This window comes from Pseudarthrobacter sp. J1763 (genome assembly GCF_050490295.1).
GTDB lineage: Bacteria > Actinomycetota > Actinomycetes > Actinomycetales > Micrococcaceae > JBNPEO01.
This window is the reverse complement of record NZ_JBNPEN010000002.1, coordinates 248,051-272,509: the sequence shown is the minus strand read 5'-3', so window position 1 is coordinate 272,509 and position 24,459 is coordinate 248,051. Positions and strand designations below refer to the sequence as shown.

Annotated in this window: 20 protein-coding genes; 7 read left to right on the top strand and 13 right to left on the bottom strand. The window is 58.0% G+C overall.

The window, feature by feature from the left end:
• Positions 1-2 precede the first annotated feature (2 nt).
• Both ACQQCD_RS03245 and rsmI read right to left on the bottom strand, forming a co-directional pair.
• The gene (locus ACQQCD_RS03245; protein WP_430266956.1) at positions 3-1,490 is read right to left on the bottom strand and encodes an NAD-dependent succinate-semialdehyde dehydrogenase; all 1,488 of its coding nucleotides are present in this window, start codon (positions 1,488-1,490) and stop codon (positions 3-5) included.
• 188 nt (positions 1,491-1,678) lie between these two features.
• Entirely contained in the window at positions 1,679-2,551 is an 873-nt protein-coding gene (gene rsmI / locus ACQQCD_RS03240; protein WP_430267036.1) for a 16S rRNA (cytidine(1402)-2'-O)-methyltransferase, read from the bottom strand.
• 213 nt (positions 2,552-2,764) lie between these two features.
• On the opposite strand from rsmI, the gene ACQQCD_RS03235 reads away from it, so the two are divergent.
• Positions 2,765-4,459 carry a dolichyl-phosphate-mannose--protein mannosyltransferase gene (locus ACQQCD_RS03235; RefSeq protein ID WP_430266955.1) on the top strand — a complete coding sequence of 565 codons (1,695 nt, stop codon included), beginning with the start codon at positions 2,765-2,767 and terminating at the stop codon, positions 4,457-4,459.
• 76 nt (positions 4,460-4,535) lie between these two features.
• Complete coding sequence (locus ACQQCD_RS03230; RefSeq protein WP_430267035.1) at positions 4,536-6,365, top strand: AMP-dependent synthetase/ligase; 1,830 nt, start codon at positions 4,536-4,538, stop codon at positions 6,363-6,365.
• A gap of 12 nt (positions 6,366-6,377) precedes the next feature.
• Here ACQQCD_RS03230 and ACQQCD_RS03225 read toward each other — a convergent pair whose 3' ends face one another.
• Together ACQQCD_RS03225 and ACQQCD_RS03220 are read right to left on the bottom strand one after the other, a co-directional pair.
• Positions 6,378-7,565, bottom strand: coding sequence for a TIGR01906 family membrane protein (locus ACQQCD_RS03225; RefSeq protein WP_430266954.1), 1,188 nt, complete (start codon positions 7,563-7,565; stop codon positions 6,378-6,380).
• A 113-nt stretch (positions 7,566-7,678) separates the two neighbouring features.
• Positions 7,679-8,671, bottom strand: coding sequence for a stage II sporulation protein M (locus tag ACQQCD_RS03220; protein WP_430266953.1), 993 nt, complete (start codon positions 8,669-8,671; stop codon positions 7,679-7,681).
• 126 nt (positions 8,672-8,797) lie between these two features.
• On the opposite strand from ACQQCD_RS03220, the gene ACQQCD_RS03215 reads away from it, so the two are divergent.
• A complete protein-coding gene (locus ACQQCD_RS03215) occupies positions 8,798-9,598 on the top strand; it encodes an RDD family protein (protein ID WP_430266952.1) in 801 nt (266 codons plus the stop codon).
• Here the strand turns inward: ACQQCD_RS03215 and ACQQCD_RS03210 are convergent.
• From ACQQCD_RS03210 to ACQQCD_RS03190, 5 genes are all read right to left on the bottom strand, one after another.
• Positions 9,595-10,905 (bottom strand): Ig-like domain-containing protein, encoded by a 1,311-nt coding sequence (locus tag ACQQCD_RS03210; RefSeq protein ID WP_430266951.1) that lies wholly within the window; start codon positions 10,903-10,905, stop codon positions 9,595-9,597. The two genes, ACQQCD_RS03215 and ACQQCD_RS03210, sit on opposite strands and share 4 nt — an antisense overlap.
• A gap of 59 nt (positions 10,906-10,964) precedes the next feature.
• Positions 10,965-12,206 (bottom strand): Ig-like domain-containing protein, encoded by a 1,242-nt coding sequence (locus ACQQCD_RS03205; protein ID WP_430266950.1) that lies wholly within the window; start codon positions 12,204-12,206, stop codon positions 10,965-10,967.
• A gap of 85 nt (positions 12,207-12,291) precedes the next feature.
• Positions 12,292-13,770, bottom strand: a complete 1,479-nt coding sequence (gene ahcY, locus ACQQCD_RS03200) for an adenosylhomocysteinase (RefSeq protein WP_430266949.1) — start codon at positions 13,768-13,770, stop codon at positions 12,292-12,294.
• Positions 13,771-13,858: 88 nt separating this feature from the next.
• Positions 13,859-14,092, bottom strand: coding sequence for a hypothetical protein (locus ACQQCD_RS03195; RefSeq protein WP_430266948.1), 234 nt, complete (start codon positions 14,090-14,092; stop codon positions 13,859-13,861).
• A gap of 70 nt (positions 14,093-14,162) precedes the next feature.
• Complete coding sequence (locus ACQQCD_RS03190) at positions 14,163-14,552, bottom strand: DUF3499 domain-containing protein (RefSeq protein WP_430267034.1); 390 nt, start codon at positions 14,550-14,552, stop codon at positions 14,163-14,165.
• Between the two features lie 111 nt (positions 14,553-14,663).
• Here ACQQCD_RS03190 and ACQQCD_RS03185 point away from each other — a divergent pair, with 111 nt between their 5' ends.
• Entirely contained in the window at positions 14,664-15,170 is a 507-nt protein-coding gene (locus ACQQCD_RS03185; protein ID WP_430266947.1) for a metallopeptidase family protein, read from the top strand.
• Positions 15,171-15,323: 153 nt separating this feature from the next.
• Here ACQQCD_RS03185 and ACQQCD_RS03180 read toward each other — a convergent pair whose 3' ends face one another.
• From ACQQCD_RS03180 to ACQQCD_RS03170, 3 genes are read right to left on the bottom strand one after another with little or no spacing between them, the layout of a single operon-like run.
• Entirely contained in the window at positions 15,324-16,925 is a 1,602-nt protein-coding gene (locus tag ACQQCD_RS03180) for a DUF5719 family protein (RefSeq protein ID WP_430266946.1), read from the bottom strand.
• Positions 16,918-20,232 (bottom strand): glycosyltransferase family 2 protein, encoded by a 3,315-nt coding sequence (locus ACQQCD_RS03175; protein ID WP_430266945.1) that lies wholly within the window; start codon positions 20,230-20,232, stop codon positions 16,918-16,920. Before ACQQCD_RS03175 ends, ACQQCD_RS03180 begins: the two co-directional genes overlap by 8 nt.
• Positions 20,233-20,261: 29 nt before the next feature.
• Positions 20,262-20,822 (bottom strand): WhiB family transcriptional regulator, encoded by a 561-nt coding sequence (locus ACQQCD_RS03170; RefSeq protein WP_430266944.1) that lies wholly within the window; start codon positions 20,820-20,822, stop codon positions 20,262-20,264.
• A gap of 403 nt (positions 20,823-21,225) precedes the next feature.
• Between ACQQCD_RS03170 and ACQQCD_RS03165 the strand changes: the two genes are divergently transcribed.
• Positions 21,226-21,960, top strand: coding sequence for a TIGR03089 family protein (locus ACQQCD_RS03165; RefSeq protein WP_430266943.1), 735 nt, complete (start codon positions 21,226-21,228; stop codon positions 21,958-21,960).
• On the opposite strand, the gene ACQQCD_RS03160 is transcribed toward ACQQCD_RS03165, so the two are convergent.
• Positions 21,935-22,450 (bottom strand): GtrA family protein, encoded by a 516-nt coding sequence (locus ACQQCD_RS03160; RefSeq protein ID WP_430266942.1) that lies wholly within the window; start codon positions 22,448-22,450, stop codon positions 21,935-21,937. The genes ACQQCD_RS03165 and ACQQCD_RS03160 overlap by 26 nt on opposite strands.
• 198 nt (positions 22,451-22,648) lie before the next feature.
• Between ACQQCD_RS03160 and ACQQCD_RS03155 the strand changes: the two genes are divergently transcribed.
• Both ACQQCD_RS03155 and purE read left to right on the top strand, forming a co-directional pair.
• Complete coding sequence (locus tag ACQQCD_RS03155; protein WP_430267033.1) at positions 22,649-23,842, top strand: 5-(carboxyamino)imidazole ribonucleotide synthase; 1,194 nt, start codon at positions 22,649-22,651, stop codon at positions 23,840-23,842.
• Entirely contained in the window at positions 23,839-24,453 is a 615-nt protein-coding gene (gene purE / locus ACQQCD_RS03150; RefSeq protein WP_430266941.1) for a 5-(carboxyamino)imidazole ribonucleotide mutase, read from the top strand. Before ACQQCD_RS03155 ends, purE begins: the two co-directional genes overlap by 4 nt.
• Positions 24,454-24,459 lie beyond the last annotated feature (6 nt).

Genomic DNA, 24,459 nt, shown 5'->3' with positions numbered 1-24,459 from the left:
CCTTAGCTCGCGTAAGGATCAGCGATGCCGATGTACTGCGTGTAGAGGTACTCTTCGATGCCTTCGAGGCCACCCTCGCGGCCCAATCCGGACTGCTTGACACCACCAAAGGGAGCCGCAGCGTTGGAGACCACCCCGGCATTTAGGCCCAGCATGCCGGTCTCTAGTTGTTCGCCCATCCGCAGACCACGGTTCAGATCCTTAGTGAAGACATACGCCACCAGACCGTATTCAGTGCTGTTGGCAAGGCGAACCGCCTCTGCTTCGGTCCCGAACGTCACAATGGGCGCCACCGGGCCGAAGATCTCTTCGCTCAAAATCCGGGATTCAGCAGGGACCTCACTCAAAACAGTCGGCTTATAGAAGTAGCCCTCACCCTCGGCGGGCTCACCACCAACAAGAACCTTGGCACCGGCGGAAACAGCATCCGTAACCAGCTCGTGAACCTTATTACGGCTCTTGGCATCGATCAGCGGGCCGATGGTTGACGTCGCCTCAGTGCCTCGAGCGGTGACCGCCTGGCCCACCTTCTCAGCGAACTTTGCACCAAACTCTTCGGCCACCGACTCGTGAACAATAAAACGGTTGGCAGCCGTGCAGGCCTCGCCCATGTTGCGGAGCTTGGCCACCATGGCGCCTGCAACAGCAGCGTCCACATCGGCGTCTTCAAACACAATAAACGGAGCGTTGCCGCCCAATTCCATCGAGGTCCGCAATACAGTCTTGGCAGCATCGGCCAGCAAAGAACGGCCCACCGGTGTGGAACCGGTAAAGGAAAGCTTGCGTAGACGCGGGTCCTGGATCAATGGGCCAGTGGTCTCCCCTGCCGTGGAGGTTGGGATAACGTTCAAAACACCCGCGGGCAATCCGGCATCCAACATAATCTGAGCAAATAGCTGAGAAGTCAGCGGTGTCAGGTTGGCTGACTTAAGGACCATGGTGCAGCCTGCAGCAACGGCCGGCGCAATCTTGCGGGTGGCCATGGCTAGCGGAAAGTTCCACGGGGTAATAAGAAGGCAAGGGCCAACCGGCTTTTTGGTCACCAGTAAGCGGGACTTGCCGTCCGGAGACACCGAGTAGCGGCCAAAAGCGCGGACTGCTTCTTCGGAGAACCAACGCAAGAACTCGGCACCATAGGTAACTTCACCGCGGGCTTCAGCCAGAGGCTTACCCATTTCCATGGTCATCAGCAACGCGAAGTCATCAGCGCGCTCGGTCACCATTTCGAAGGCGCGTCGCAGAATTTCGCCACGTTCGCGCGGAGGAACCTTCGCCCACTCTTCTTGCGCGGCAGCTGCAGCATCCAAGGCCGCCATGCCGTCTTCTGGACCAGCATCGGCGATGCTCAACAAAACCTTGCCGGTAGCGGGGTCCTCTACCTCAAAAGTTTTGCCCGACGCGGCCGGGCGCCATTCCCCACCGATCAGCAGACCCGTGGGAACGGTAGCCAAGAGTGCCTTTTCGCGCTCGGCGGTAATTGCTTCAGTCATAAAAGACTCCTTCGTCGGCCCGGCCTAAAAAGTCACCGGTATTTGCTGGTACGAGTAGTGGCCCGCGATCTATTGCCAAGCTACTGCCCGTGCTTCTGACGTGTCTACGCAATGGCGCACTAGTAACGCCCGCCACACTTGTGCAATTGCACATTCAGCTCCTTTGCGTGGAGCCAGAGGAGGTATATCTACTTCTGACTCTGGCGGGAGTCGAGGACGGCACTGTACAACTCACGCTTGCTCAGGCGGGCTTCCTCGGCCACCGCGGCCACGGCATCCTTGAGCCGCACACCACCGGCGACGAGTTGGTTCACTGCAGCAACGTGGTCCTCTGGAGCGGACGGTGCTTGCTCCGGGGCGCCTGCAACTACGACAGCAATCTCGCCCCGGACTTGATTGGATTCAGCCCATTCGAGCAGTTCACGCACCGTCCCGCGCAGAACCTCTTCATAAGTTTTTGTCAGTTCCCGGCACACTGCAATTCGGCGCTCTGGCCCAAAGGCCGCATCCACTGCCCGCAGCATCACTTCAAGGCGATGAGGCGCTTCGAAAAACACCATGGTGCGCCGCTCAGTGACCAATTCTTTGAGCCGGCCGGAACGTTCTCCGCTCTTGCGCGGCAAGAAACCTTCAAAACAAAAACGGTCGGTCGGCAGGCCGGAAAGCGCCAGAGCAGTGAGGACAGCCGAGGGACCGGGAACTGCGGTGACAGTTTCACCTGCTGCTACGGCTGCCTCGACTAGACGAAAGCCGGGGTCCGAGACGGCGGGCATACCGGCGTCCGTCACCATCAGGAGGGTTTTTCCCTCACGCACCTGGGCGAGGAGTTCAGGTGTTTTCGCCGCTTCGTTATGTTCGTGGTAGCTGACGATCCGCCCCGTGACCGTAACTTCAGTGGCTCTGACCAAGCGCTGCAGGCGGCGCGTGTCTTCCGCGGCGATGATATCTGCGCTGCCAAGCAACTCGCGCAAGCGCGGGGAGGCATCTCCCACGTTGCCGATTGGTGTTGCCGCCAAAACGATTCTCCCGCGTCCTGCGAGCGCACCGGTCAGTTCGGGCAAGAGCGTGTTCGAGAGTTCAGCGTCGGCGTGTTCTTCGCTCACATTGTTAGCCTCTTCATTGGCTTCTTCGCTGACGTTCTCTGGGCGCTGCGCGCTGTCCGTATCCACCCACCCAGCCTACCGCCGTGCGTCCCGGGGACTATATCGGGTGCACTTACGGCGCGGGTGAGGTTCCAGACGTCGATTCTGTTCTACTCCCGGTAACATAACCATGTGACCCGGACCGAGGAATTGCGCTCCCACCACGCCGTAACGGCTGGCCGTGGCGGTTCGTGGATCGCGGATCCTGCCACCGCCTTTTCGGCTGAACAACTTCGCAGCAGATTGCTGGGGTCCTTGAGCTCTTGGCGTGATTATGCACCCAGCCTGCGATTGTGGTTTTGGCTGCTCCCAGTTATCACAACTGCCATCGGTGGCGTGCTGAGGTTTTGGCGTCTTGAACACCCTCATAGCCTGGTTTTTGACGAAACGTACTACGTCAAGGACGCCTATTCGTACTTGCAGAGTGGTTACGAACGTAACTGGCCGGAGAAGGCGAACGACGCCTTTAATGCTGGCAACCCAACGGTGATCCTCGGCACCCCCGAATATGTGGTTCACCCTCCAGTAGGCAAGTGGATGATCGCGTGGGGAATGAATCTTTTTGGTCCCGAGAGCAGCTTCGGCTGGCGTTTTAGCGCTGCGCTCACTGGTACCGTTTCAATCCTCTTGGTCGCATTGATCGCCCAAAAGCTCTTTAAGTCCCTCGCACTGGGCACCACAGCGGGCCTGCTCACCGCTATAGACGGCACTCACTTAGTGTTGTCCCGGACTTCGCTTCTAGATATCTTTTTGATGTTTTGGATTTTGGCCTCGTTTGGCGCGTTGCTACTGGACCGTGATGATGGACGACGCCGACTCGCGGCCCGGCTGGGTCAGCGCGCCACTGCCCGGCACGGCAACGCAAACAACGGTGCGTTCGGCGGCAGGCCACTGGAATCAGTACTGTTTTCTGGCCCTTGGCTGGGGATTCGTCCGTGGCGGCTAGTAGCGGCCGTGTGTATGGGCTTGGCTGTGGGCACCAAATGGTCAGCACTGTTTTTTATGGCGGCCTTCGGAATTTTGATGGTTTTGTGGGACATGGGTGCTCGGCGTTCGACGGGGATCCGTGGTTGGTTGAGTGCCGGCGTCATCAAGGACGGAATCCCTGCCTTTCTGCAGTACGTCCCGGTGGCTGGTGGGGTTTACCTTGCCACATGGACGGGCTGGTTTTTGTCCAAGGACGCCTATTTTCGGCAATGGGCTCTCAGTAATCCGAGCGAGCAATGGGGTTGGATTCCTAACTCCCTCAGGTCCCTGGCTCACTACCATATTGAGGCCTACAACTTCCATCAGGGACTCAGCGCCGATCACCCCTACAAAGCTAGTGCGTGGACGTGGCTGGTCATGGGCCGGCCCACAAGTTTCTACTACCAATCGCCCAAACTGGGGCAATCCGGTTGTGAAGTTCAAAGCTGTTCAGAGGCCATCCTTCCGGTGGGAAACCCGCTGATCTGGTGGGGTGCCATCATTGCCTTGGTGGTACTGCTTTTTTGGTGGATAGGCCGCCGCGATTGGCGGGCCGGTGCCATCATGGCCGGGGTTGGCGCAGGCTATTTGCCGTGGTTTATGTACCCTGAACGCACCACATTCTTTTTTTACGCGATCGCCTTTGAACCGTTTTTGGTTCTGGCCGTGTGCTTTGTTTTGGGACTCTTGCTGGGCAAACGCACTGATCCTGTGTGGCGGCGTCGTTCTGGCGTTTTGGTGGTGGGCATTTTGGTGGCTGCAGCACTACTGCTGTCGGCATATTTTTACCCCATCTGGACCGGTGAAACCATAAGCTACAACGATTGGCACTTGAGGATGTGGATGCCCTCGTGGATTTAGGGGCAACCAACGCAATCAAGACAGCTCTCCAAGTAGGAACAGTTGAACGTCGATGGACAAGAAGGTAGGAACGGACATGCGAGAAGCCACCACTGAGTTGCTAGTGGAGTTGGATCCGGCCAGCAACATTACGGATCTACTCCTCAAACGCGCAGCCGCTACGCCTACACGCGCTTTGTACGCACGTAAAACCGCTGCCGGTTGGACCGATCTCACGGCCCAAGATTTTCTGCAGCAAGTGGAAACGATCGCAAAGGGCCTCATCGCAGGCGGTCTCTCGGTGGGCGATCCAGTGGCAGTGATGAGCCGCAGCAGCTACGCCTGGACGTTGGTGGACTTTGCCATCTGGCACGCTGGCGGTGTGGTGGTGCCCATCTACGAGACCTCCTCCCCTAGCCAGATCGAATGGATCTTGGCCGACTCCGGAGCCCGACGGATCTTTGTTGAAAACCAGGCCAAGGCGAACCTGGTTCAAAATCTTGCCGCTACCTCAGCTCTCTTAGGCGACTCCCCCATCGCCGTGACACGGATGAGCGAGGACGGCCAAGCACCCAACCTCACTAGCCTCGCCGCCGCCGGTGTGGGGGTCAGCGACTCTGAGCTTGAACGTCAGCGCAGTGCCGCCGGTTTAGAAGACGTAGCCTCCATGGTCTACACCTCGGGCACCACCGGCAAACCAAAGGGTTGCGAGATCACTCACGGCAACTTTGCTGTAGTGGCCGTGAATGTTATTCCGTTCCTCAGCGAGTTCCTCGAGAACCCCGAGGGCCGCACCCTGATGTTTTTGCCGCTCGCCCACGTTTTGGCCCGGGCAGTCCAGGTTGTTTGTATGACCTCCGGGATAAAGCTTGGTCACAGCGGAAGCGCCGCCGAGTTAATGGACGACTTAGTGACTTTTAAGCCAACGTTCTTGCTGGCTGTGCCCCGCATTTTTGAGAAGGTCTACGCTGGCGCGGAATCCAAGGCTTCAGCAGCTGGAAAGGGCAAGCTCTTTGCCAGGGCGGCGTCCACAGCTGTGAAGTACTCCACGGCGCTTGAAGCAGCGCGGCAAGGCAACGCGGGCCCAGGCGTGGCTCTTCGCATCACACAAAAAGTTTTTGACCGCATCTTATTCCCGCGAATTCGCGCAGTCTTCGGCTCCGAGGTCAGCCACACGGTCTCCGGCGCTAGCCCACTAAACCCAAGGGAAGCGCACTTTTTCCATGGTGCAGGTATCCCCGTGTTGGAAGGGTACGGCCTCACTGAAACCACTGCTCCCGCAGCGGTGAACACCCCACAGCACACCCGCATTGGCAGTGTGGGTATCCCTATCCCTGGCACCACCATCCGAATTGCTGATGACGGCGAAGTCCTGATCAAAGGCATTGGGGTGTTCAAGGGTTACCACAATAATGAAGGCGCCAACCAGGATGCTTTTGTTGATGGATTCTTCCGCACTGGCGATCTTGGCTCTTTGGACCATGACGGTTTCTTGACCATCACCGGTCGTAAAAAGGACATTCTGGTCACCGCGGCTGGCAAAAATGTTGCCCCCGGTCCGCTCGAGGAAGAGATCCGGCACAGCCCGCTAGTGGAACACGCCATCGTGGTTGGTGAAGGGCGCCCCTTCGTTTCTGCCCTTTTGGCCTTAGATCCTGAAGGACTGGCCACCTGGTGCAAAGAACAAAACATCGAGCCGCTCAGCACGGCCGAGGCTGCCACCGATCCTCGTGTACTCGAAGCACTGCAAGAGGCTATCGACTCCGCCAACAAGCTGGTCTCTAGAGCCGAAAGCATTCGCAAGTTCCGGGTCCTGGGCTCTGAGCTGAGCGTGGAGTCAGGTCACCTGACGCCGAGCCTTAAATTGAAAAGGACCTCGGTCGTTGCGGACTTTGCCAACGAGGTCGAGGCCCTTTACGCCAAATAGGCAGGCTTAGCGCTAGGCCTTTGCCCGGCTTTTGCTCAGGCCACGGCGTTTGCGTGTGGGCCAGGTCAGGATGAGCGTAACGATCGATACGAGCAGTACCAACCCAGCAATAGCGATGCCTGCATCCATCCAGAATTGCGCCGGGAATAAACGGATCAACGTGTCGTCGAGGCTGAAGGTCCAGGTGCCGTTGGCAAAGAAAATGTGGTGGAAATCGGTGAAGAACCGTTCCCACCCCAAAACGCCCAAGACACCGAGGGTGATGATGATTACCAGTGTCACGATGGATCCAGCAAAAAGAGCCCGCCGGACGCCGCCGGTGCTGCGCTTGCGCAAGTAAATGATGGCGATGATGGCCAAGATGACCAGCAGCGTGCCACCAGCCCAGGTGGAGAGCATAACGTTTTTAACGTCAGCCATGTGGGAAACTTCACCGCTCTTAAACAGCTTTTCGCCACTGGCGTTCACCAAGTCGCCGAGGTACCGCGGGGCAGCGAAATTGGATAAGTAGTCCATCGCGTAGGAACCGTAGCTGAGGCGGTCATCAGTGCTGAAGCCATAGCCGTCTCCGGGGAACCCAGGACGGTGATATTCAACCCATAAAAACAAGGGAGATGCGACGGCGCGAACAGCTGCCGCTAATACGATCACCGGGAAAAATACGGCCAAAAGGACCTGAATAATGCGCGGGGCCACGGGACGAGAATTTGCTACCTGATCCCGACGAGATTTACGGCGTTGGATCTCGTCCTCTGGCGGGCGAACCTGCAGCGCAGACGTGGGATGCGGTTCAAATAAAGGAGTGGTTCCCGTCGGTTCGGTCTCCCCGGCGCTGGTGGAACGAGTAGCGTTGATGGCTGCAGCGTCAGCTCGGCTAAATTCAGTGTCCTCAAACTTAGCCCCTGAGCTGGCAGATGCGGCGGTTTCAGAATCGGCTGCAGCAATGGCATCTGCTTTTGATTCGCTGGCCGAAGTGGCACGATGCCCCGCGCCACTTTTATCCGGCCCTACGTTATCCGGCCGTGCGTTATCCGGCTCTGCAGAATCTACGGAATCTGCGTCCAGCTTTTGCGTTGCTGGTTCAGCTTCAGTGCTGGGCTCCTTGCGGGCCGGGGTCTTGAGCCAATCAAAGGCTGGCTCGTCCGTGTCTTGGGAGGAATCCAAGTGGATTGGCTCCTGTTTAGGCTTGTTCTCGCTCACGTTGTTTCACTTCCATCAGACGCTTGCCACGAGCGTATGATCACTCTGCAGCCTTACTTTCTAAGCAACGAGCCTACCGGTAGGCGCTCAGAGAGCTGATGAGGCCACCCCGGTCAGGCGGCGATTTCGGTGTATCCAGCGTCTTTTGCTTCGAGGTCACCGTCTTCTCCTGAGCGAACTGCCCGTGAGCCCAGGACCAGCGTGTAAACCCAGTAGCTTGCCAGAACCGCGGCACCGATGGTTATTTTCACCCCTACGGGCAAGGTAGACGGGGTCACAAACCCTTCTACAAGACCGGAGACAAAGAGCACCAAGACCAGCCCTAATGCCACGGTGACTAAGGAGCGCCCTTCCTTGGCCAGTGCCACCGAACGGCGCATGGGGCCCGGGGATACCCACGCCCAGAAAATCCTCAGACCTGCCGCACAAGCCACAAACACCGCCGTGAGTTCCATCAAAGCGTGCGGCAGGATATAGCTGAAAAAGACGTCGGATTTACCCACAGCCATAAATATGCCAGCGGCTTGCCCCACACCTGTGGCATTGCCAACCAGTATGTAAGGAACCCAGATCCCAGTGACACCAAAGATAACGGCCTGTGCGCTGATCCAGGCATTGTTAGTCCACACCGCGCCAGCGAATGACGCCGCCGGGTTCTCTGAGTAGTAATTGATGAAATCGTCATTGACGTACTTCTGAATCTGGGCATCCGAACCCAAACTGCGCAAGACCTCAGGGCTGTTTGCAATCCACAACGCGTAAATAGCTGCGATCAAAATAAACGCCGCCCCGCAGGCCAAGGTCAACCACCGGATCCGGTAGAACGCTGCTGGCAAAGAAATCACAAAAAATCCTGCGAGGTCCTCCATAAAATTGGACCGCGCCCCGGTGAAGCGGGAGCGGGCACGAGCGAGCGTTGCGGATAACGATGCTGAAAGGGCGCTTTCCGGCTCGAGCGAACGGATCAGGGACAAGTGCCCCGAGGCCTTCCGGTACAGGCTTAACAGCTCATCGGCGGCGGCGCCGTCCAATCGGCGGGTACGCGAAAGATCATCGAGGCGTTTCCAGGTCGATGCGTTGACTGCTGTGAAGGCGTCCATGTCCACGGCTCCAGACTAACCGTCCAGAAGGATGTGCGGGGAGACTGGATACACTGATTCGAAGCGAAGGAATTGCCGCCCCTGCGGTGCCAAAGGACTTCTGGCACTTGTGGGGTCCACGGATGGGGGGCCATGACAGCCATCATTACCGGTGAGGCAGTAGTACTAGAGCTACGCCCAGCTTCTTTTCTACTCCGTGCTGTGGGCTTGATCATCGACGTTGTGCTCACGCTTGTTCTGTACTTTGTGGCTCTGACGGTAGTTGGCTCCGCCGCGGAATCCACCGATCTTTCCACCGGCGTGATGATGTCATTGGTATTACTGATCTTTTTCACGGTGATCGTTCCCGTCACGGTTGAAACTCTGACGCGCGGCCGTTCCCTGGGCAAAATGATTGTGGGTATCCGTGTAGTGCGCGACGACGGGGGCGCCATTCGCTTCCGGCATGCAGTGATTAGGGGCCTGGCTGGGTTTCTGGAGATCTACATGACGCTCGGTTCGGTGGCGCTACTCGCAGGAATGTTCAACGAACGCGCCAAGCGACTAGGTGATTTGATGGCCGGCACGCACGCGCTCAAGGATCGCGTCACGGAAGAGGTCAAAGTAGTTCCGGAGGTGCCACCGCGGTTGCGTGGCTGGGCCACCATGGCAGACATTGGCCGGCTTCCGGATGCTGTGTCGCGCCGAACGTTAGCGTATATGCAGCAGGCAGCCCGTATGACTCCTGAGGCGCGTTGGCGGGTCAGCACGGAACTTGTTGCAGAAGTGAGCCGCTACGTTGCTCCCTCGGCGCCACAAGGCACTGGTCCAGACGAGTTTTTATCCGCTGTTATGGCTGAGCGCCGAAGCAGAGACCTAGCCCGACTCACAAAATCTGCTGCGCGGAGTGCCAAGCTGGCGCAACGGATTGAACGGTTACCTTACGCCGATTAGCGCGAAGCGTACTGGGCCCAAGGGATGTTCCAGTCGCCCCAGCCCTCAAGCGGTTCCACGGCTGGCGCACCAGTATTCAGTGTCTGCACCACGTCTCCTGAAGTCATGTTGTTGAAGAACCATGCTGCGTCAGCTGGCAATAGACCCACACAGCCATGCGAGACGTTGGTGTTGCCCACGTAAGCGTATGCAGATGGCAGTGCTTGGTGCACGTATACACCAGAGGACGTCAAGCGGTTAGCGTGCTCAACAGTCAGTGGCGGGTAATACCCCTTGTCCCCCTTTTTGAGTCCGATGCTCCCCGCATTGAACTTCGAGTAACGCTCTTGCTCCATAATCACGGCATAGCCGGTGGGCGATAACCACTCCGGGTCCCCCAGTGTCACCGGGAATGTTTTGACCAATGCGGAGTTGAAATACACCTTCATGGTTTTAGTGATGTCATCCACCACAGCAACTTTTTGCTGCCCCACACTAAAACCCACCGTGGAGTTGAAGTTGCCGATCATGCCCTGACCAAAGTCCACCCCGAAAAGCTGCATGTCGATGGTGACTTTGCTTCCAGCAGCCCAAAAAGTTTGCGGCCGAATGCGGGCCATCTTGTCGCTGTACCAACGCCAAGCGACCGGCTGACCCGAGGTGGAGCTGATCTTGACGGCTTTCTCCACGGCAGCTTTGTTGATCACCGGTTCGCTGAAGGTGATTTGAACGGGCTGACCGCTACCCATCACGGAGCCGTTCGAAGGAAAAACGGCTGCATCAGCTTCGTTCGCCGTTTGCACGGTGGCAAAGCTGTGGCGTTTGGTGGTTTCATTGCCAGCAGAGTCAGCAACCACAAACTCGTAGGTGTACCGTTCGTTGAATTCGAGGGGATCGTTAGCGCTCCAGCTTGCTGCGTCGGCGCTGAGCTTGCCAACAATAACGGAGCCCTTTGAATCCTTCAGGCTCACACTCTTGATGGTGCCATTGATCACTTTAATGGCTGGCGCAATGGCCGGATTAACTTCCTGAGCACCATCATTGGGAGTGACTCCCAGTTCAAGCGGCTTGACCACTGGTGCTGGACTTGGTGAGTGGGAGTTGCTGGGGCCAGAGCTCTGAGCACCGGCGCTGCCATTTCCAGCGCCGCTAGGTGCTTGAAGTCCGGCTGTTGACTGCGAACTCCCCGCGACCGGTGTTTGACCGCCGGATGGCCAGTAGCCAGTTGTCACCAGGCCCACGCCACCAGCGACTAGTGCACAGGCGAGAATCCCGCCTGCGATTTTCCAGCCGCGTGCAGCTGTTGATGTCTTCGAGTTTGATGCCATATCCCCCACCTAGGTCACAAAGTGCGCCCAGAACAATCTGTTGCAGCTAAACAACTAGCCTAACGCTTGGCGTAGCTAGCCCACGCGATGTTCCAATCTCCATAACCGTCGTCGTAGTTGGCGAAGTCTCCCTTGGTATTCACTACCTTCACCACGTCCCCCACACCCATGTTGTTAAAGACCCATGCGGCCCCGCTGGGGCCCATACCAATACATCCATGGGACAGGTTGGTGACACCAATGTAGGGCAGGGCGGAGTCTGTTGCTTGGTGAATGAACTCGCCGCTCGGGGTCAAACGGGTAGCGTACTGGACATCCAGTTCGCCGTAGTATGCCGGGTCCCCAGGCTTAAGACCGATACTCGAGGCAACAAAGTGTGCCTTGCGCTGTTTGTCCATCAACACCAAGTATCCGCGTGCAGAGGGAAACCGTTCATCCCCCATGGTGACGCTCCACTTTCCCACCTGCTTGTCATTGATCGAGGCAGTAAAGGTCTTAGCGACGGCGTCAGCCACCGCTACTTTTTTCTCACCAATGTGGATGGTGTTGGTTTTGTTGAAGTTGCCCACCTGACCGTTGCCAAAGGAAACACCAAAGAGTTTGATGTCAACCGTTATGGTGGATTTGGCGGTCCAGAAAGTTTCCGGACGGTAGCGGACCATGGTGTCCGAGTACCAGCGGAACTTGCCAACCTGGCCGGAGGTGGAAGTGATCTTGATGGCTTTCTCAACAGCAGCCTTGTTAGTGACCGGCTCACTGAAGGTCAACTGGATGGGCTGGGCAACACCAACTGTCATGGTGTCCAGCGGATACATTGCTGCATCCGCCTCATTAGCCGTTGACACCGTGCTGAAGCTGCGCGTAATGGTGCTTTCACGCCCCGCCCCGTCTTTTGCCACATAGTTGGCCGAGTAGGCAGTGTTGAAGCTCAATGCACCGCTTGACGTCCAAGTGTCGCCCGCTGCGTTCACTGCGCCCTCAACGGATTTACCGTCAGAGCTGGTCAGCGAAGCACGCAAAATCTTGCCGTTGGTAGCTTTCAGAATCACTGGCGCGGCCGGGTTTACCTGACTTGCGCCGTCTGTGGGCGTGGTAAGTAACTGCAAAGGTGCCACTACAGGAACGGCAAGTCCCGGCGTCGTACGTTGTGGAGCTGCTGACTCGCTAGGCACGTTGGCATGCGCTGATCCCGCCGAAACGGCAGCGAAAGTACCCCCTCCAGCGGCCAGTACACACACCGCAGCTAACAGCGCGATGGTTTTGCCGGAACGGCGGCGAGGGGTTGAGTCAGCAGAGTCCATAGGGCCACCTTAAAACGAGAACATGGATGGAGCGTGACAACACGGCTACGTTTCCATCACAATGTTCTCACCTTTTGGTGACCTCTTAGTAGCGGTAGTGCTCTGCCTTGTAAGGACCAGCGACGTCAACGTCCAGGTATTCTGCTTGGCCCTTGGACAGTTCGGTCAGCTCCACTCCCAAAGCATCTAGGTGCAAGCGTGCCACCTTCTCGTCCAAGATCTTGGGCAGAACGTAAACCTGGTTGTTGTATTCACGCTCTTCAGCCGACTGATCCTTTTTGGTCCAGAGTTCAATCTGGGCAATGGTCTGGTTGGCGAAGGAGTTACTCATCACAAAGGAGGGGTGACCGGTGGCGTTTCCAAGGTTGAGCAGGCGGCCCTCAGAGAGAACGATGATGGACTTTTCCTCATCGGTGCCCTCGTTGAATACCCACTCGTGAACCTGCGGCTTGATCTCCACTTTTTTGACACCCGGGATCTTGGCAAGGCCAGCAATGTCGATCTCGTTGTCGAAGTGACCAATGTTTCCCACGATCGCTTTGTTCTGCATCCCGGCCATGTGTTCGGCGAGGATAACGTCCTTGTTGCCGGTGGTGGTGATAAAGATGTGGCCCTCGCTGAGTACAGATTCAAGCTTGGAAACTTGGTAACCGTCCATGGCTGCCTGGAGTGCGCAGATAGGGTCAATCTCAGTGACAATAACGCGCGAGCCTTGGCCGCGGAGCGCTTCCGCAGCACCCTTGCCAACGTCACCGTAACCGCAAACGACGGCGACCTTGCCACCCATCAGCACGTCAGTAGCGCGGTTGATTCCGTCGGGGAGGGAGTGGCGGATGCCGTATTTGTTGTCGAACTTGCTCTTAGTAACGGAGTCGTTGACATTGATAGCCGGGAACAAAAGCTTGCCCTGCTCGGCCAGCTGGTAGAGGCGGTGCACACCAGTGGTGGTTTCCTCAGTGACACCCTTGATGCCCGCGGCCAGGCGGGTGAATTTCTGCGGGTCCTTAGCCAGGGAGGCGCGCAGCACGTCTAAGATGATGCGGTATTCCTCTGGATCTTCCTCAGTGGCAGATGGCACAGCCCCGGCTGCTTCGAACTCAACACCCTTGTGAACCAGGAGGGTGGCGTCTCCGCCGTCGTCGAGGATCATGTTGGGGCCGAGCTCGGGGTTCGTGTCAGCACCGGGCCAGGACATAATCTGCTCTGCTGTCCACCAGTACTCTTCGAGGCTTTCGCCTTTCCAAGCGAAGACCGGGACGCCCTGCGGGTCTTCCGGGGTTCCCTTACCAACAACAATCGCTGCTGCAGCTTCATCTTGAGTGGAGAAAATGTTGCAGGAAGCCCACCGCACTTCTGCACCAAGGGCGGTCAGCGTTTCAATCAGCACGGCCGTCTGCACGGTCATGTGCAAGGAACCTGCAATGCGTGCACCGGCCAGCGGCTGGCTGTCCGCGAACTCTTCACGGAGGGACATCAGACCTGGCATTTCGTGCTCGGCCAAACGAATCTGGTGACGGCCAGCCTCGGCAAGGTTAATGTCTGCAATTTTGTAATCGAAGCTCATAAAAGTCTGTTTCCTCAGTCGTGATCAAGTACGTGGCAGCAAAGCGGACGTGCGCCTCGGGCCGGTAACGCGGGAAGTTGGCGGGACGTTAGTTCGCTGCGGACGGGGAGGCAGCGTCATGCTGGTCGCTTGGCGCGCCGCTGGCGGCGGCCAACAATGAGTCCTCTAGTAGCAGCGGAATGCCGTCTTCAACGCGGTAGCGCAAGGGCTCTCCGGCGGGACCCGGCTGCACCGAGACCAGCTCGGCGCCGACCTGCGTGAGGGCGGAGCCGGTCACCGGGCAACGCAAAATGGACAAAAGTTCAGGGCTAATCTTGGGCAAGTGCTCGCTCCTGGATGTGGCCTCGCGGCGCGGCTGCTGATTGTTCAGGATTCAGCCTACAGCGAGAGACTTAAAACGGCTCACGGAGGGCACGCAAATGACCTCGGCGGGCACCATCGGTTCCAGCTGGCGGTTCCAAAACGGTTCGTGGACCTCTTTGAGTAGGCTCGCTTGGTGCTGGTTCGCGCACCGTTGCAGCCTCGCGAACAGCATCGGCCAAAGCGGAGAGATCGTCAGGACCAGGCCCGGCCGGTACCTCAGGCATGGCTAGGCGAAGTACTTCCCACCCGCGAGGAACAGTGAGCCTAGCGGCATGTTGAGCGCAGAGGTCGTAGCAGTGCGGCTCGGCGTACGTAGCCAGCGGGCCAAGAACGGCCGTGGAGTCTGCATAGACGAACGTCAAGGTAGCAACCGCACTCTGACGGCAGCCTGATCTGGAACATTGACGAATAGCACCCACGACGAACCAGACTACTCCCCCGAATGCCTCAAACGCGGTAGCTTGGCTGCGTGCCTTCTGATCTGCTGGTGGTGGCTCGCGCGAGGCACACGAGCGGACTACAGTCGATGTATGCAATCGCCGTTCAGTGGGCCGGGAATCAGTATTCGGCTCAACGAAGACTCCGAAGGGCAAACTCTGTCTGCCCGCGGCCGTGGATTCCGTCAGCGCCGCAGGAACAGGCATGGGCGTGGCCTGCGTGGGGAACTTCTTTTGCCCACCTTGCCGGGTTATCGCAGCCGTTCTGAACGCTTTGATGAATACGTGATGGATTCGGCCCAGCGGCTTCACGAACTACGCGGCCCTGCGCTCAACGGCGTGTTGTTTGCCGTTGATGAAATTCCCCCGGGTCTCGAAGAATTGGTGGCTCTCCGACGGCCAGCACCTATGGGCTCCTACCGGCCCGCCAGTGATGATGAGCCAGCCACCATCACCGTGTACCGCAGAGTTGTGGAACACGCGTGCACCAGCCGGGAAGAACTCCAAGACCTAGTGCACGATGTGGTGGTGGAACGGACCGCTGACATGTTGGGCATTGCGCCAGAGAGCCTGGACCCGTACTACCGGCGCCGGGTCTAAGCACAGAGTCTAGGCACAAGGTCTTAACACCGGCTCTCTGGACACCGGCTCTCAACACGCACGACGGCGGCACTAAAGTCCCGCGGTAAATCGTCCCCGCACACAGTGGTGGCGAGATGCCGATAATTAGGCCTGTTCAGCCGCCAATCATGCTCAGTAATTGAGCGTCACGGGCAAGGATTGTTGCCCCTTTACGCCGGGCAAGATTGGCACTACGGACAGCCCGTTGGACGCCGAATCACTTTGCAACAGCGAGCCGTACGCCTGGTCTCCCGAGGCTGAAAGTATGTATCCCACCACTGCCGTGCCGGAGAGTTGGGCGGGGATGTCGACAGTGGCCGAGGTGCCACCGGCCACACTGATGCTCTGCGCTTTGTGTAAGGCACCGTCGGCGGTAATTGCCGTGTAACTAATTTGCGCCCTGCCCTGAGGAACACCAAAGTTCAGTTTGCTATTGCCCGTTGAGCTGCTGCGCGGAACCGTGACAAGTTGCTGGTCAGAGAGCTGCGTTGAGGCACCGGAGAACGCAAAGTCCAGCGCATCGGTGGGCTTTGAGCCGCGGGTAATACGAGCGGCGGCTGCAAGAGAAACATCTGAAGTGACCGATACCGTATAAATCCCCGCCGGCACACCATCCAGTGGCACCTCGGTAACTTGCCCTGCTTTGGCGGTGATAACGCCGCCGCCGTCGAGGGCCTGCTGGCCGTTGGCACCGAACAGCTTAACCTGTGCCACGGCATCGGCTGCGCCCGGGACTAATAACTGAAGTACGGGGCCAGCGTCGCCAAACCCGTTTGCTCGGCGGACCGTTGCGGTGGCTGTTGGATCTTGGATCACCACTGAGGTGAGAACTGCGGAGGTCCCTGGTGCCGCAGTGGCGCTGAGGACTTCAACTCCCCCGGCAGTTAACCCGCGCAAAGTGCTTTGCTGAATGCTTGCTGCAACGGCCCCACCCATGCTCCGGACGTGCACGGCCAATGCTGCTTGCTCAGGTACCAAACCGGCTAGAACAATACTGCGGGATTTCCCCGGAGAAACCAGCAGCCCACGGCTTCCGGCGGCCTGAATGGCACCCTTGGCGCCGAACATTTCCAGATTCACCGTTGCCGGAGTTTTGGAAGGGTTACTCAAAGTCAGGACCGAGGTTCTGCCCACGGTGGTGCTGGCACCCATCACCCATTGGTCGTTGGACGGTGAGACGCAGGGGGCTGAAGCAATACCTTTGAGATCGCCATCGCTAGCCGTGTAGGTAAACACTGCCGAGGCCAAGGAGGAGTTGCCCTTGAGTGGGTCAGCACTGAGCACGGCTGCGGCATCAACAGTTTTAGATGAAACCACTGCAGCCTTGAGCGCCGGTGTGTTACTTCCAGCACCTGACGCGGGAGCCTTGGCGATCTCGGCGAGCGTTGTGCCGTTAATCGTCGCCAAATTGCTTGCCGGAATGGCACCAGAGGTGTCGCTAGGAACCAGAGCAGAAACCGTGTTTTTTGCAGTGCTTGAATCAGGGCTGAACTGCGCGTCCGTTCCCACAGAACTTCCCTGAAGTAACTTCACTGGGGACGGACACACAGCCGTGGTTTCACCGGCCGGCACTGAAGCCACCCGGGTGTCTAAAGTTTTTGTGCCATCCGGGTGTGGCAGCAAACTTCCTGCCACAATCACTGCAGCAACAATCGCCGCGGTGCTGGTACCGGCCACAAGCGCGGTAGCGACCCCCCGGCGATTCCGAGTCACCGGCTGCATTACGTCACTCATTGGTGCCAGCCTTCCTGAGAGAACCTTCATCGCGGGAGAATTTCGCATTACTGCGCCGCGCTGGCAACGGAATGGCAAGCAAAAGGGTGGCGCCAAGGACCAGCACTTGCAATATTTCAACCCACGGGGAGAACGGGTTGGAATACTTCACTTCCAACTTTCCGCCCTTCGCCGGGACAGTAAATGCTTGCGCCCAATCCGAGGTGGTAGAGGTCAGCTTGCGGCCATCAACCCACGCAGACCAGCCTGGATCAGCCCGCTCTGACAACACTAGGAGCCGGCCTTCTTGGCCATCCGGAAGAATTGTTTCAGCTCCGGTTTTGGCTGATCCCAGGACAGCTGTAGTGGCACCATTTTTGCCCACCAGGCGCAAACGGTTTGAGGTATCTGAATCCGTCAAGGGTGGTTGAGCTGATGGGCTAACTCGCCACAGCCAGCCAGCTTTGGTCTGCCCCACAGCCACAAGACCTGGGACCGAGTCGATGCGACTTGCTGTCAGCTGCCCAGTGGCATCGTCAGTTTTCAACACCACAAAGCCCACCGCCAGCGGTTCCAGTTGGGCCCGAGGGTCCACCCTGTCGCCGGCCATAATGGTGGCCACCGATGAGCGCAAAGCCGCGTCAGCCGCGTCGTCGTCCGCAGTTTTTGTCGCCTGATCATCAGGCAAAATTTTCCGGGCCGAGGCAATGGTGGACAGTGAGTCCAAGGTGGTTCCTGAACCGCGCATCAGAGCGGAACCGAAGCTTCCATCACCGTTGTCAGTGATCACAAGCGTACGAGTCTGTTCGGGCCCATTGCCGCGGTCTGTGGCAGTAGCCGGCAAAGTCTCATTCGTGGCAGGTGCAATAAGTCGTTGTGGCACAAGCGGCGCAGTGCCTGCAGCCCTTGCATCAGCGCCGTTCGATCTGGCGGCGGAAATCCACAATGCCCAACTCAGCACAGGGCCAGCCAGCAGTAATAATACGGCTGCTACGGCCACAACGCGGAGCCCAATAAGTTTTGACTTCTTGGGCTCGGAGGATTCAGTACGACGACGGCGGCGGCCCATCAAACGTTCGGCACCTACCACTGCTGCGGCCAGCAACAAGATACCGGCAGCGGAGACTGCACCTCCGGAGTAGGGGCTCACCAAGAATTGATCGGTTCCACCAGTCAACACATGGCCGCCGAGCCATGCAGCCGACAAAATGACCACGGCGGCCAGCCACAAGATGCGAACAAAACGCATCCGCTTCCCCGGTAAGAACAGGGCAATAGCACCTAGCGCCACAACTGGCACACCAATGATCAGCATCGCCACAAGCGCCCAAGGCCCACCAAGGTGTGTGCCAAAGGCATTCACGGAAGCTGCAGGATCAACGGAGACCGGCTGGCCCAGTAGTTGTTGCCACAGCGGAGCGGGATCCGAAGGCAAAGCAATCCCCGGGTCCGCCAACAAAGCGCGTGGCGTATTCACAGAGCTGATGGCCAGCGGCAAAAACAGGGCAATGCTGGGGCCTATAGACCACCACAAGGTGCGTCCGCGCCGGCCTAGCACCAAGGCGCAGATGGCAATCACCACAATGGCTGGCACCAAAAGCGAGGGCACTGCTGCTGAGACAATCGCCAGTGCAAGCCCGGCAGCCGCGGCAGCCGTCCATGACGGAACACCACCGGAACCAGCCCTCGCTGGGACACCAGCCGGAAGGATAGCGTTCGGATTTGCCGCCAATCGCCTGTCGTGAGCAGCGCCTACTGCGCGAACCAGCCCCAAAAGTAGCCAAGGCAACATCACATGGGCTACCAGAGACCCAATTCGTCCCTGGTTGAGCGCTATGTGAAGGACGGGGGCTGCTGCCCAGATCAGTGCGGCGACGAACCGCGGACTGCGGTGGAAGGACAGTGCCGCTGCCAGAGACCACGCGCCAGCGGCGGAAAGTGGCATGGCCAAAACAAGGAGCCACGAAAGAGCCCCATTCGTATTGCCAAAGCCCAGGACACCAATAAACCAGAGAACGTAGTCAAAAGGGTCACCGTGACCGGGCATACCGGCGCCAAGACCAATCCACCAGCTTGCGGCGTTGCCCCACACCTGCCCCAGTGTCTCGGAGACGCGCAAGAGACCCCCGCCTTCAACAACCGGAGATCCCGCAACACCAAAAAGCCCAGCAATAGCTACGCCGAGGCTGATCAGGATGGCGGCAAAGAGACCTGTCCCAGCCCAACCCCGCTCTGAAGTGGCTAACGCAGTGAAGTCATCGTCAGAATCACCGCTGGGTTCCAGCGAGAGCCCGTCGGTGCCCACGCCGTCGCCCACAACATCGTCGGCCCCCAGAGCCTCCATCAACGAACGGCGGTGAGACCAGACTTCCCGACGCGGGGTCTGCAATCCTCGGATGACCGAGCGCCGCACTTTGCGTGTTTTAGCTGCTTGGCGCCTACCTTTCAGCACCGCGAGCGGGGAGCCAAGGGCCACCAAAGTGGCACCCAGTTGATGAATTCCGTGGCCAGGGTCTTTGACCACAATGCTGAATATCAGGCGCAAAACACTGCCCAGAAAAGCACCGATTGCGTGCAGCGGAACAGCCCACCACGGCGAATGCTTGAGCCGCAAGAGAACTTGAGCCCGGCGCGCTGCAGCGGCATTGCCTAGGCCGTCAGGGCGGTGCCTGACGTGAAACATTATGGCAGCGGGGACAACCACAACACGATTGCCTGCCAGCCGGTTGCGCCAACAGAAGTCCACGTCGTCGCCAGTGCCGGAAAGTGCCGGGTCAAAACCCTTGAGGGAATCCCACACGTCACGGCGAATCAGCATCCCCGCGGAATTCACTGCGAAGGTGTCGCTGCGGCCGTCATACTGGCCTTGATCTAGTTCATCGGCTTCGATCAGGGTTAAACGTTCGGCCCAGCGGCTAGTGGAGAGACCAACGTCCATCAGCTTGCGCCGGGAGTGCCAGTCAAGTTGTTTACAACCGGCGACAGTAACAGAAGGTGCCCGCTCTACCGCCTGGAGCAATTCCTCCAAGGCGCCAGGGGCAGGAGCTGCATCATCATGCAGGAGCCAGATCCACTGCGAGGTATCACCAGCGCTCGCGGCTACCGGAGACAGCGCCGCAAGACCCGCTGCCACGGCTTGGCCAAACCCACCACGGTAAGAAGATCCGACGTCGATAACACGGTTGGCGCCAAGAGCCTTCTCCAAGACCTCTAGAGAACCGTCCTCTGATCCTGTGTCAACGCCAATAACGGCGTCCACGGACCTTTTCTGGTCCGCGAGCGCCGTTAATGTTTCGGAGAGATAGTCCGCGCCATTGTGGGCAACCACAACGGCGGTGACCTGAACTTCCTTGAGAATTAGACTGCTCGCTTCCTCAATTTACGGCGCTCGCGCTCGGACATTCCGCCCCAAATTCCAAAGCGTTCGTCGTTAGCCAAGGCGTACTCTAGGCACTGCTGTCGTACATTGCATGCCCCGCAGACCTTTTTAGCGTCGCGTGTGGATCCGCCTTTTTCTGGGAAAAAAGCTTCCGGATCCGTCTGGGCGCAGAGGGCATCGGCTTGCCATCCGAGCTCTCCTTCATCGTCAAATCCAGCGCCGATCCCGGGAAACGGCTGCCCGGCCCACAAAAGGGACGGAGCCCGCTCACTGGGCTTGACGAGTAGTTCTAAAGGCGGGTCCGCTACTTCGCGGCCCGCAGAGAGGTTGTGGTTTTCATCGTCGAGACCAATGTGGGTCGCGAGAAAAGCTGTTGCTTGATCCTCAAGCGAGGCGGCACTGAAGGCCGTAAAACGATCGGCTGCCTCTGGATCAGCAGGATCTACGAACCAGTCACTCGGGACGCCCCTAGACCGGTACTTCGCCGACGCTCGTCCTGCGAGAATCGATTCTTCTTGGATACGCTCTGCTTGCCCCATGCGTCCCTCCTGAATGTTTCAGCCGCTGTTCTGATTCGCAGGGCACTCGGTGATGTGCGCAATGCTTGTTCGGCGGCCTTTGCATACTAATTACACGCGTGTAACTAGTACGACGTCAAGCTGCGGTGGGGATAATAGTCACTCCCAGCCCCTCAAAGGTTGCGCGCCACGCCCGGAAAAAACCGACACGCCCACCAGAAGATTGCCTAGAACTCGCTCTTCCAGCGACTGGAAAAAAGATTCATTGAATTTGCGCGAAATTTTTGGTTACGGAGACATAACGTCACGGTTTTTTGTAGCTCAAAGATGACTAAGATCACATGCTTTTCAAGTCGGAGCCTTAGTAAACGCTTGCGTTCTTGACTCTGCGAGCGCCCGGCCGTGGTCGTGGCAAGATGAACCCATGGGACATCCGTACCGAGACCTTCTGACTGCTCTGCGTTCTGTTGACGCCACTTCGCCTCGCCTGACTTGGTATGGGCCAGACTTTGAACGTGTTGAACTTTCAGGCCGAGTGCTGGACAACTGGGTAGCGAAAACAGCCAATTTCCTACAAGACGAAGTTGACGTTGAACCAGGAACCAAGGTGCTGGTTAACATGCCAGCTCATTGGAAGTCGATAGTTGTGGCTTTTGCTGCTTTGGCCTGCGACGCCGAGCTATACCTTGGCCCTAACGACTCGGCGCTGGATTCAGAAGTAGTGTTTGGCAACACCATCCAGCAACTTTCTGGTGCTGATGCTAGCTCTCCGGTGATGGTTGGTGTGGCGCTGGGTGCATTAGCCATGCGCTTCGATGGTGACCTGCCTCCGGGCGCTGTGGACTACAACGCCGAAGTTCGCTCACACGCTGACGTATTTATGCCCTATAACGATTCACCAGAAAGCACTCACCAAGCTCGCTTAAACACAGCAAAGCAAAGCTACAGCGCTCAAGAATCAGTCAAGGACTTCGCACAAGAAACACCGCAGGGTGCCCGTGTGCTGGTCAGTGCCAGTGCAGGCTTGGAAGATTTGCTGGCAAGTTGCCTCGGCGCATGGCTAGCCGGCGGATCGATCGTTGTTGTTCACAATGACGAAGCTGCCACGGACAGACTCCGCAGCAGTGAACGTATTACTTGGACTCAGCTTCCGGGCTAACTTTCTGATCAATCAGTTCATGGTCATGATCGTAGCCAGGTTCCTCATCCAGTTCCGCGTTGAAAACGAGGAAACGGTAGGCGAAGAATCGAACCACCGTGGCTACCAGAATGCCCACTACACCAGCAGCAAAAAGCAAGTTCTTGTCTTGGATCAGCAGCCAGTATTTGGCCGCGGCGGTGAAACCGGTGGAGATACCAATGCCTATGCCGTTGATCAGGATAAACATCAAGAACTCGCGAAGCACATTGCTCTGGCGACGGTGGCGGAAGGTCCAGAAACGGTTTGCTATCCACGAGAAGATCGTGGCGATAGAGGCGCCCACAAAACGTGCCTTAGCTTCGCTGTCGGACATCATTCCGTGCATCAACCAATAGGTCAGGCCGTTGTCGATTACAAAAGCAATGCCACCCACGGCGCCAAACTTGGCGACTTCACGCCAGAATAAGGACGCGAGTCCGCGGATTCGCTCTGTCAATTTATTGAACATGACCCTCCACGGCCGCTGATTTGAATAGTCGCTGAGGACCAGCGAACCATTTTACCGCCCGGAGCTGGATTCCATAGTTGAGGGCATCACAAATACAGCAGTGGAGTGGAGTTCCGCGGAATTCGGCGGTTCTTCGGTAGGCTGACCCTTGTGACTTTTCCAGTAATCGGAGTTGTTGGCGGCGGCCAGCTAGCCCGAATGATGGCCCCCGCAGCAATCGCTTTAGGTTTTGAACTCCGTGTCCTTGCCGAAGCATCTAACGTGTCAGCAGTCTCCGCGGTACCCCAAGCACCTGTGGGCGACTACAAAGACTTCGACACTCTCTTAGCGTTTGCCCAGGGCGTTGACGTTCTAACTTTTGACCACGAACACGTCCCCAATGAGCACTTGCACCAGCTCATTGCCTCCGGTGTAAATGTCCAGCCGCGCCCCGAAGCACTGGTCAATGCACAGGACAAGCTAGTGATGCGTGCTGCAGTTGACCGTTTGGAATTGCCGAACCCTCGTTGGGCTGCTGTGCACTCAGTCCAGGAGCTAGTGGAGTTTGGGAACAACGGCGAATGGCCGGTTGTCCTCAAAATGCCCCGTGGCGGCTACGACGGTAAAGGCGTCAAGATCGTTGTGGACGCCGCTGCAGCCCAAGAGGCAGCCGAATGGTTCGAGTTGATGTCACCACTTTTGGCCGAAGAAAAAGTCGCGTTCTCCCGCGAGCTCTCGGCTCTGGTGGCCCGCACGCCGGACGGGGAAGCACGCGCGTGGCCCGTGGTTCACACTATCCAGGTGGACGGTGTCTGCGATGAAGTCATTGCACCAGCTCAAGATTTGCCCTTGGAGATTGCTGCCGCAGCCGAAGACGCTGCGCTACGAATTGCCGCCGAACTGGGTGTCACTGGTGTGATGGCCGCCGAACTTTTTGAAACGCCCGGCCGTGGTGCTGGGTTTGTGATCAATGAGCTGGCAATGCGCCCGCACAACACTGGTCACTGGACTCAAGACGGATCAGTCACCAGCCAATTTGAACAGCATCTGCGTGCAGTGTTGAACCTCCCCCTAGGTTCAACCGATGTTCTTGGCCCACTGACGGTGATGAAAAACTACTTGGGCGGCGCAAATCAGGACCTCTTTGCCGCCTACCCCCTAGCCATGGCTACTGATCCGGGAGTTAAAGTCCACGGCTACGGCAAGTCAGTGCGTCCGGGGCGCAAAATCGGTCACGTTAATGTGGTGGCTACGGCTACGGATGACGTAGCCAGTTTGCGCGAACGTGCAAACGTGGTGGCCAGCATTATTCGCGACGGCGTCCACCCTGGTTTCAGCCAGAACTCCGTCACAGCCACTGCGGCCAGCGCAGAGACACCCAACCCAACAGCGGACTTCAAGGAGCAAGCATGAGCACCACCAAATCCTCTAACGGCCGCCCTTTGGTGGGTTTGGTGATGGGTTCGGACTCCGACTGGCCCGTTATGGAAGCAGCCGCCGAGGCGCTTTGCGAATTCGGCATCGAATTTGAAGCCGATGTGGTCTCCGCGCACCGGATGCCGCTTGAAATGATTCGCTACGGCCAAGAAGCCCATCAGCGTGGCCTACGGGTGATTATTGCCGGGGCTGGTGGCGCTGCGCATTTGCCTGGCATGTTGGCAGCTGTTACTCCTCTGCCCGTCATTGGCGTGCCGGTGCCGCTAAAGACCCTTGACGGTATGGATTCACTCTTGTCCATTGTTCAGATGCCTGCTGGCGTGCCAGTGGCCACAGTGTCCATCGGCGGCGCCCGCAATGCTGGTCTGCTGGCTGCACGTATCTTGGCGGCAGGAACTGATCCCCTCGCCCAGCGCCTCCAGACGGAACTCATCAACTTCGCCGATGAACTAAACCAAACAGCAACGGCCAAGGGCGCAAATCTTCGCCGTAAAGTCGGCGAGGTTTTCCCATCACGGACGGACACAGGCACACCGCAGTCCGCGCTTTCCACGCATACCTCGGAATCTGCAGCGACCACGCGCTAGGACTTT

Excerpts from the sequence above, each read along its gene's own strand:
- ACQQCD_RS03165 (WP_430266943.1), top strand. The coding sequence starts at position 21,226 with ATGGGACATCCGTACCGAGACCTTCTGACTGCTCTGCGTTCTGTTGAC.
- ACQQCD_RS03180 (WP_430266946.1), bottom strand. The coding sequence starts at position 16,925 with ATGAGTGACGTAATGCAGCCGGTGACTCGGAATCGCCGGGGGGTCGCT.
- ACQQCD_RS03170 (WP_430266944.1), bottom strand. The coding sequence starts at position 20,822 with ATGGGGCAAGCAGAGCGTATCCAAGAAGAATCGATTCTCGCAGGACGA.
- ACQQCD_RS03215 (WP_430266952.1), top strand. The coding sequence starts at position 8,798 with ATGACAGCCATCATTACCGGTGAGGCAGTAGTACTAGAGCTACGCCCA.
- ACQQCD_RS03205 (WP_430266950.1), bottom strand. The coding sequence starts at position 12,206 with ATGGACTCTGCTGACTCAACCCCTCGCCGCCGTTCCGGCAAAACCATC.
- ACQQCD_RS03155 (WP_430267033.1), top strand. The coding sequence starts at position 22,649 with ATGATGGCCCCCGCAGCAATCGCTTTAGGTTTTGAACTCCGTGTCCTT.
- ahcY (WP_430266949.1), bottom strand. The coding sequence starts at position 13,770 with ATGAGCTTCGATTACAAAATTGCAGACATTAACCTTGCCGAGGCTGGC.
- ACQQCD_RS03230 (WP_430267035.1), top strand. The coding sequence starts at position 4,536 with ATGCGAGAAGCCACCACTGAGTTGCTAGTGGAGTTGGATCCGGCCAGC.
- ACQQCD_RS03185 (WP_430266947.1), top strand. The coding sequence starts at position 14,664 with ATGCAATCGCCGTTCAGTGGGCCGGGAATCAGTATTCGGCTCAACGAA.
- purE (WP_430266941.1), top strand. The coding sequence starts at position 23,839 with ATGAGCACCACCAAATCCTCTAACGGCCGCCCTTTGGTGGGTTTGGTG.
- ACQQCD_RS03245 (WP_430266956.1), bottom strand. The coding sequence starts at position 1,490 with ATGACTGAAGCAATTACCGCCGAGCGCGAAAAGGCACTCTTGGCTACC.
- ACQQCD_RS03160 (WP_430266942.1), bottom strand. The coding sequence starts at position 22,450 with ATGTTCAATAAATTGACAGAGCGAATCCGCGGACTCGCGTCCTTATTC.
- ACQQCD_RS03210 (WP_430266951.1), bottom strand. The coding sequence starts at position 10,905 with ATGGCATCAAACTCGAAGACATCAACAGCTGCACGCGGCTGGAAAATC.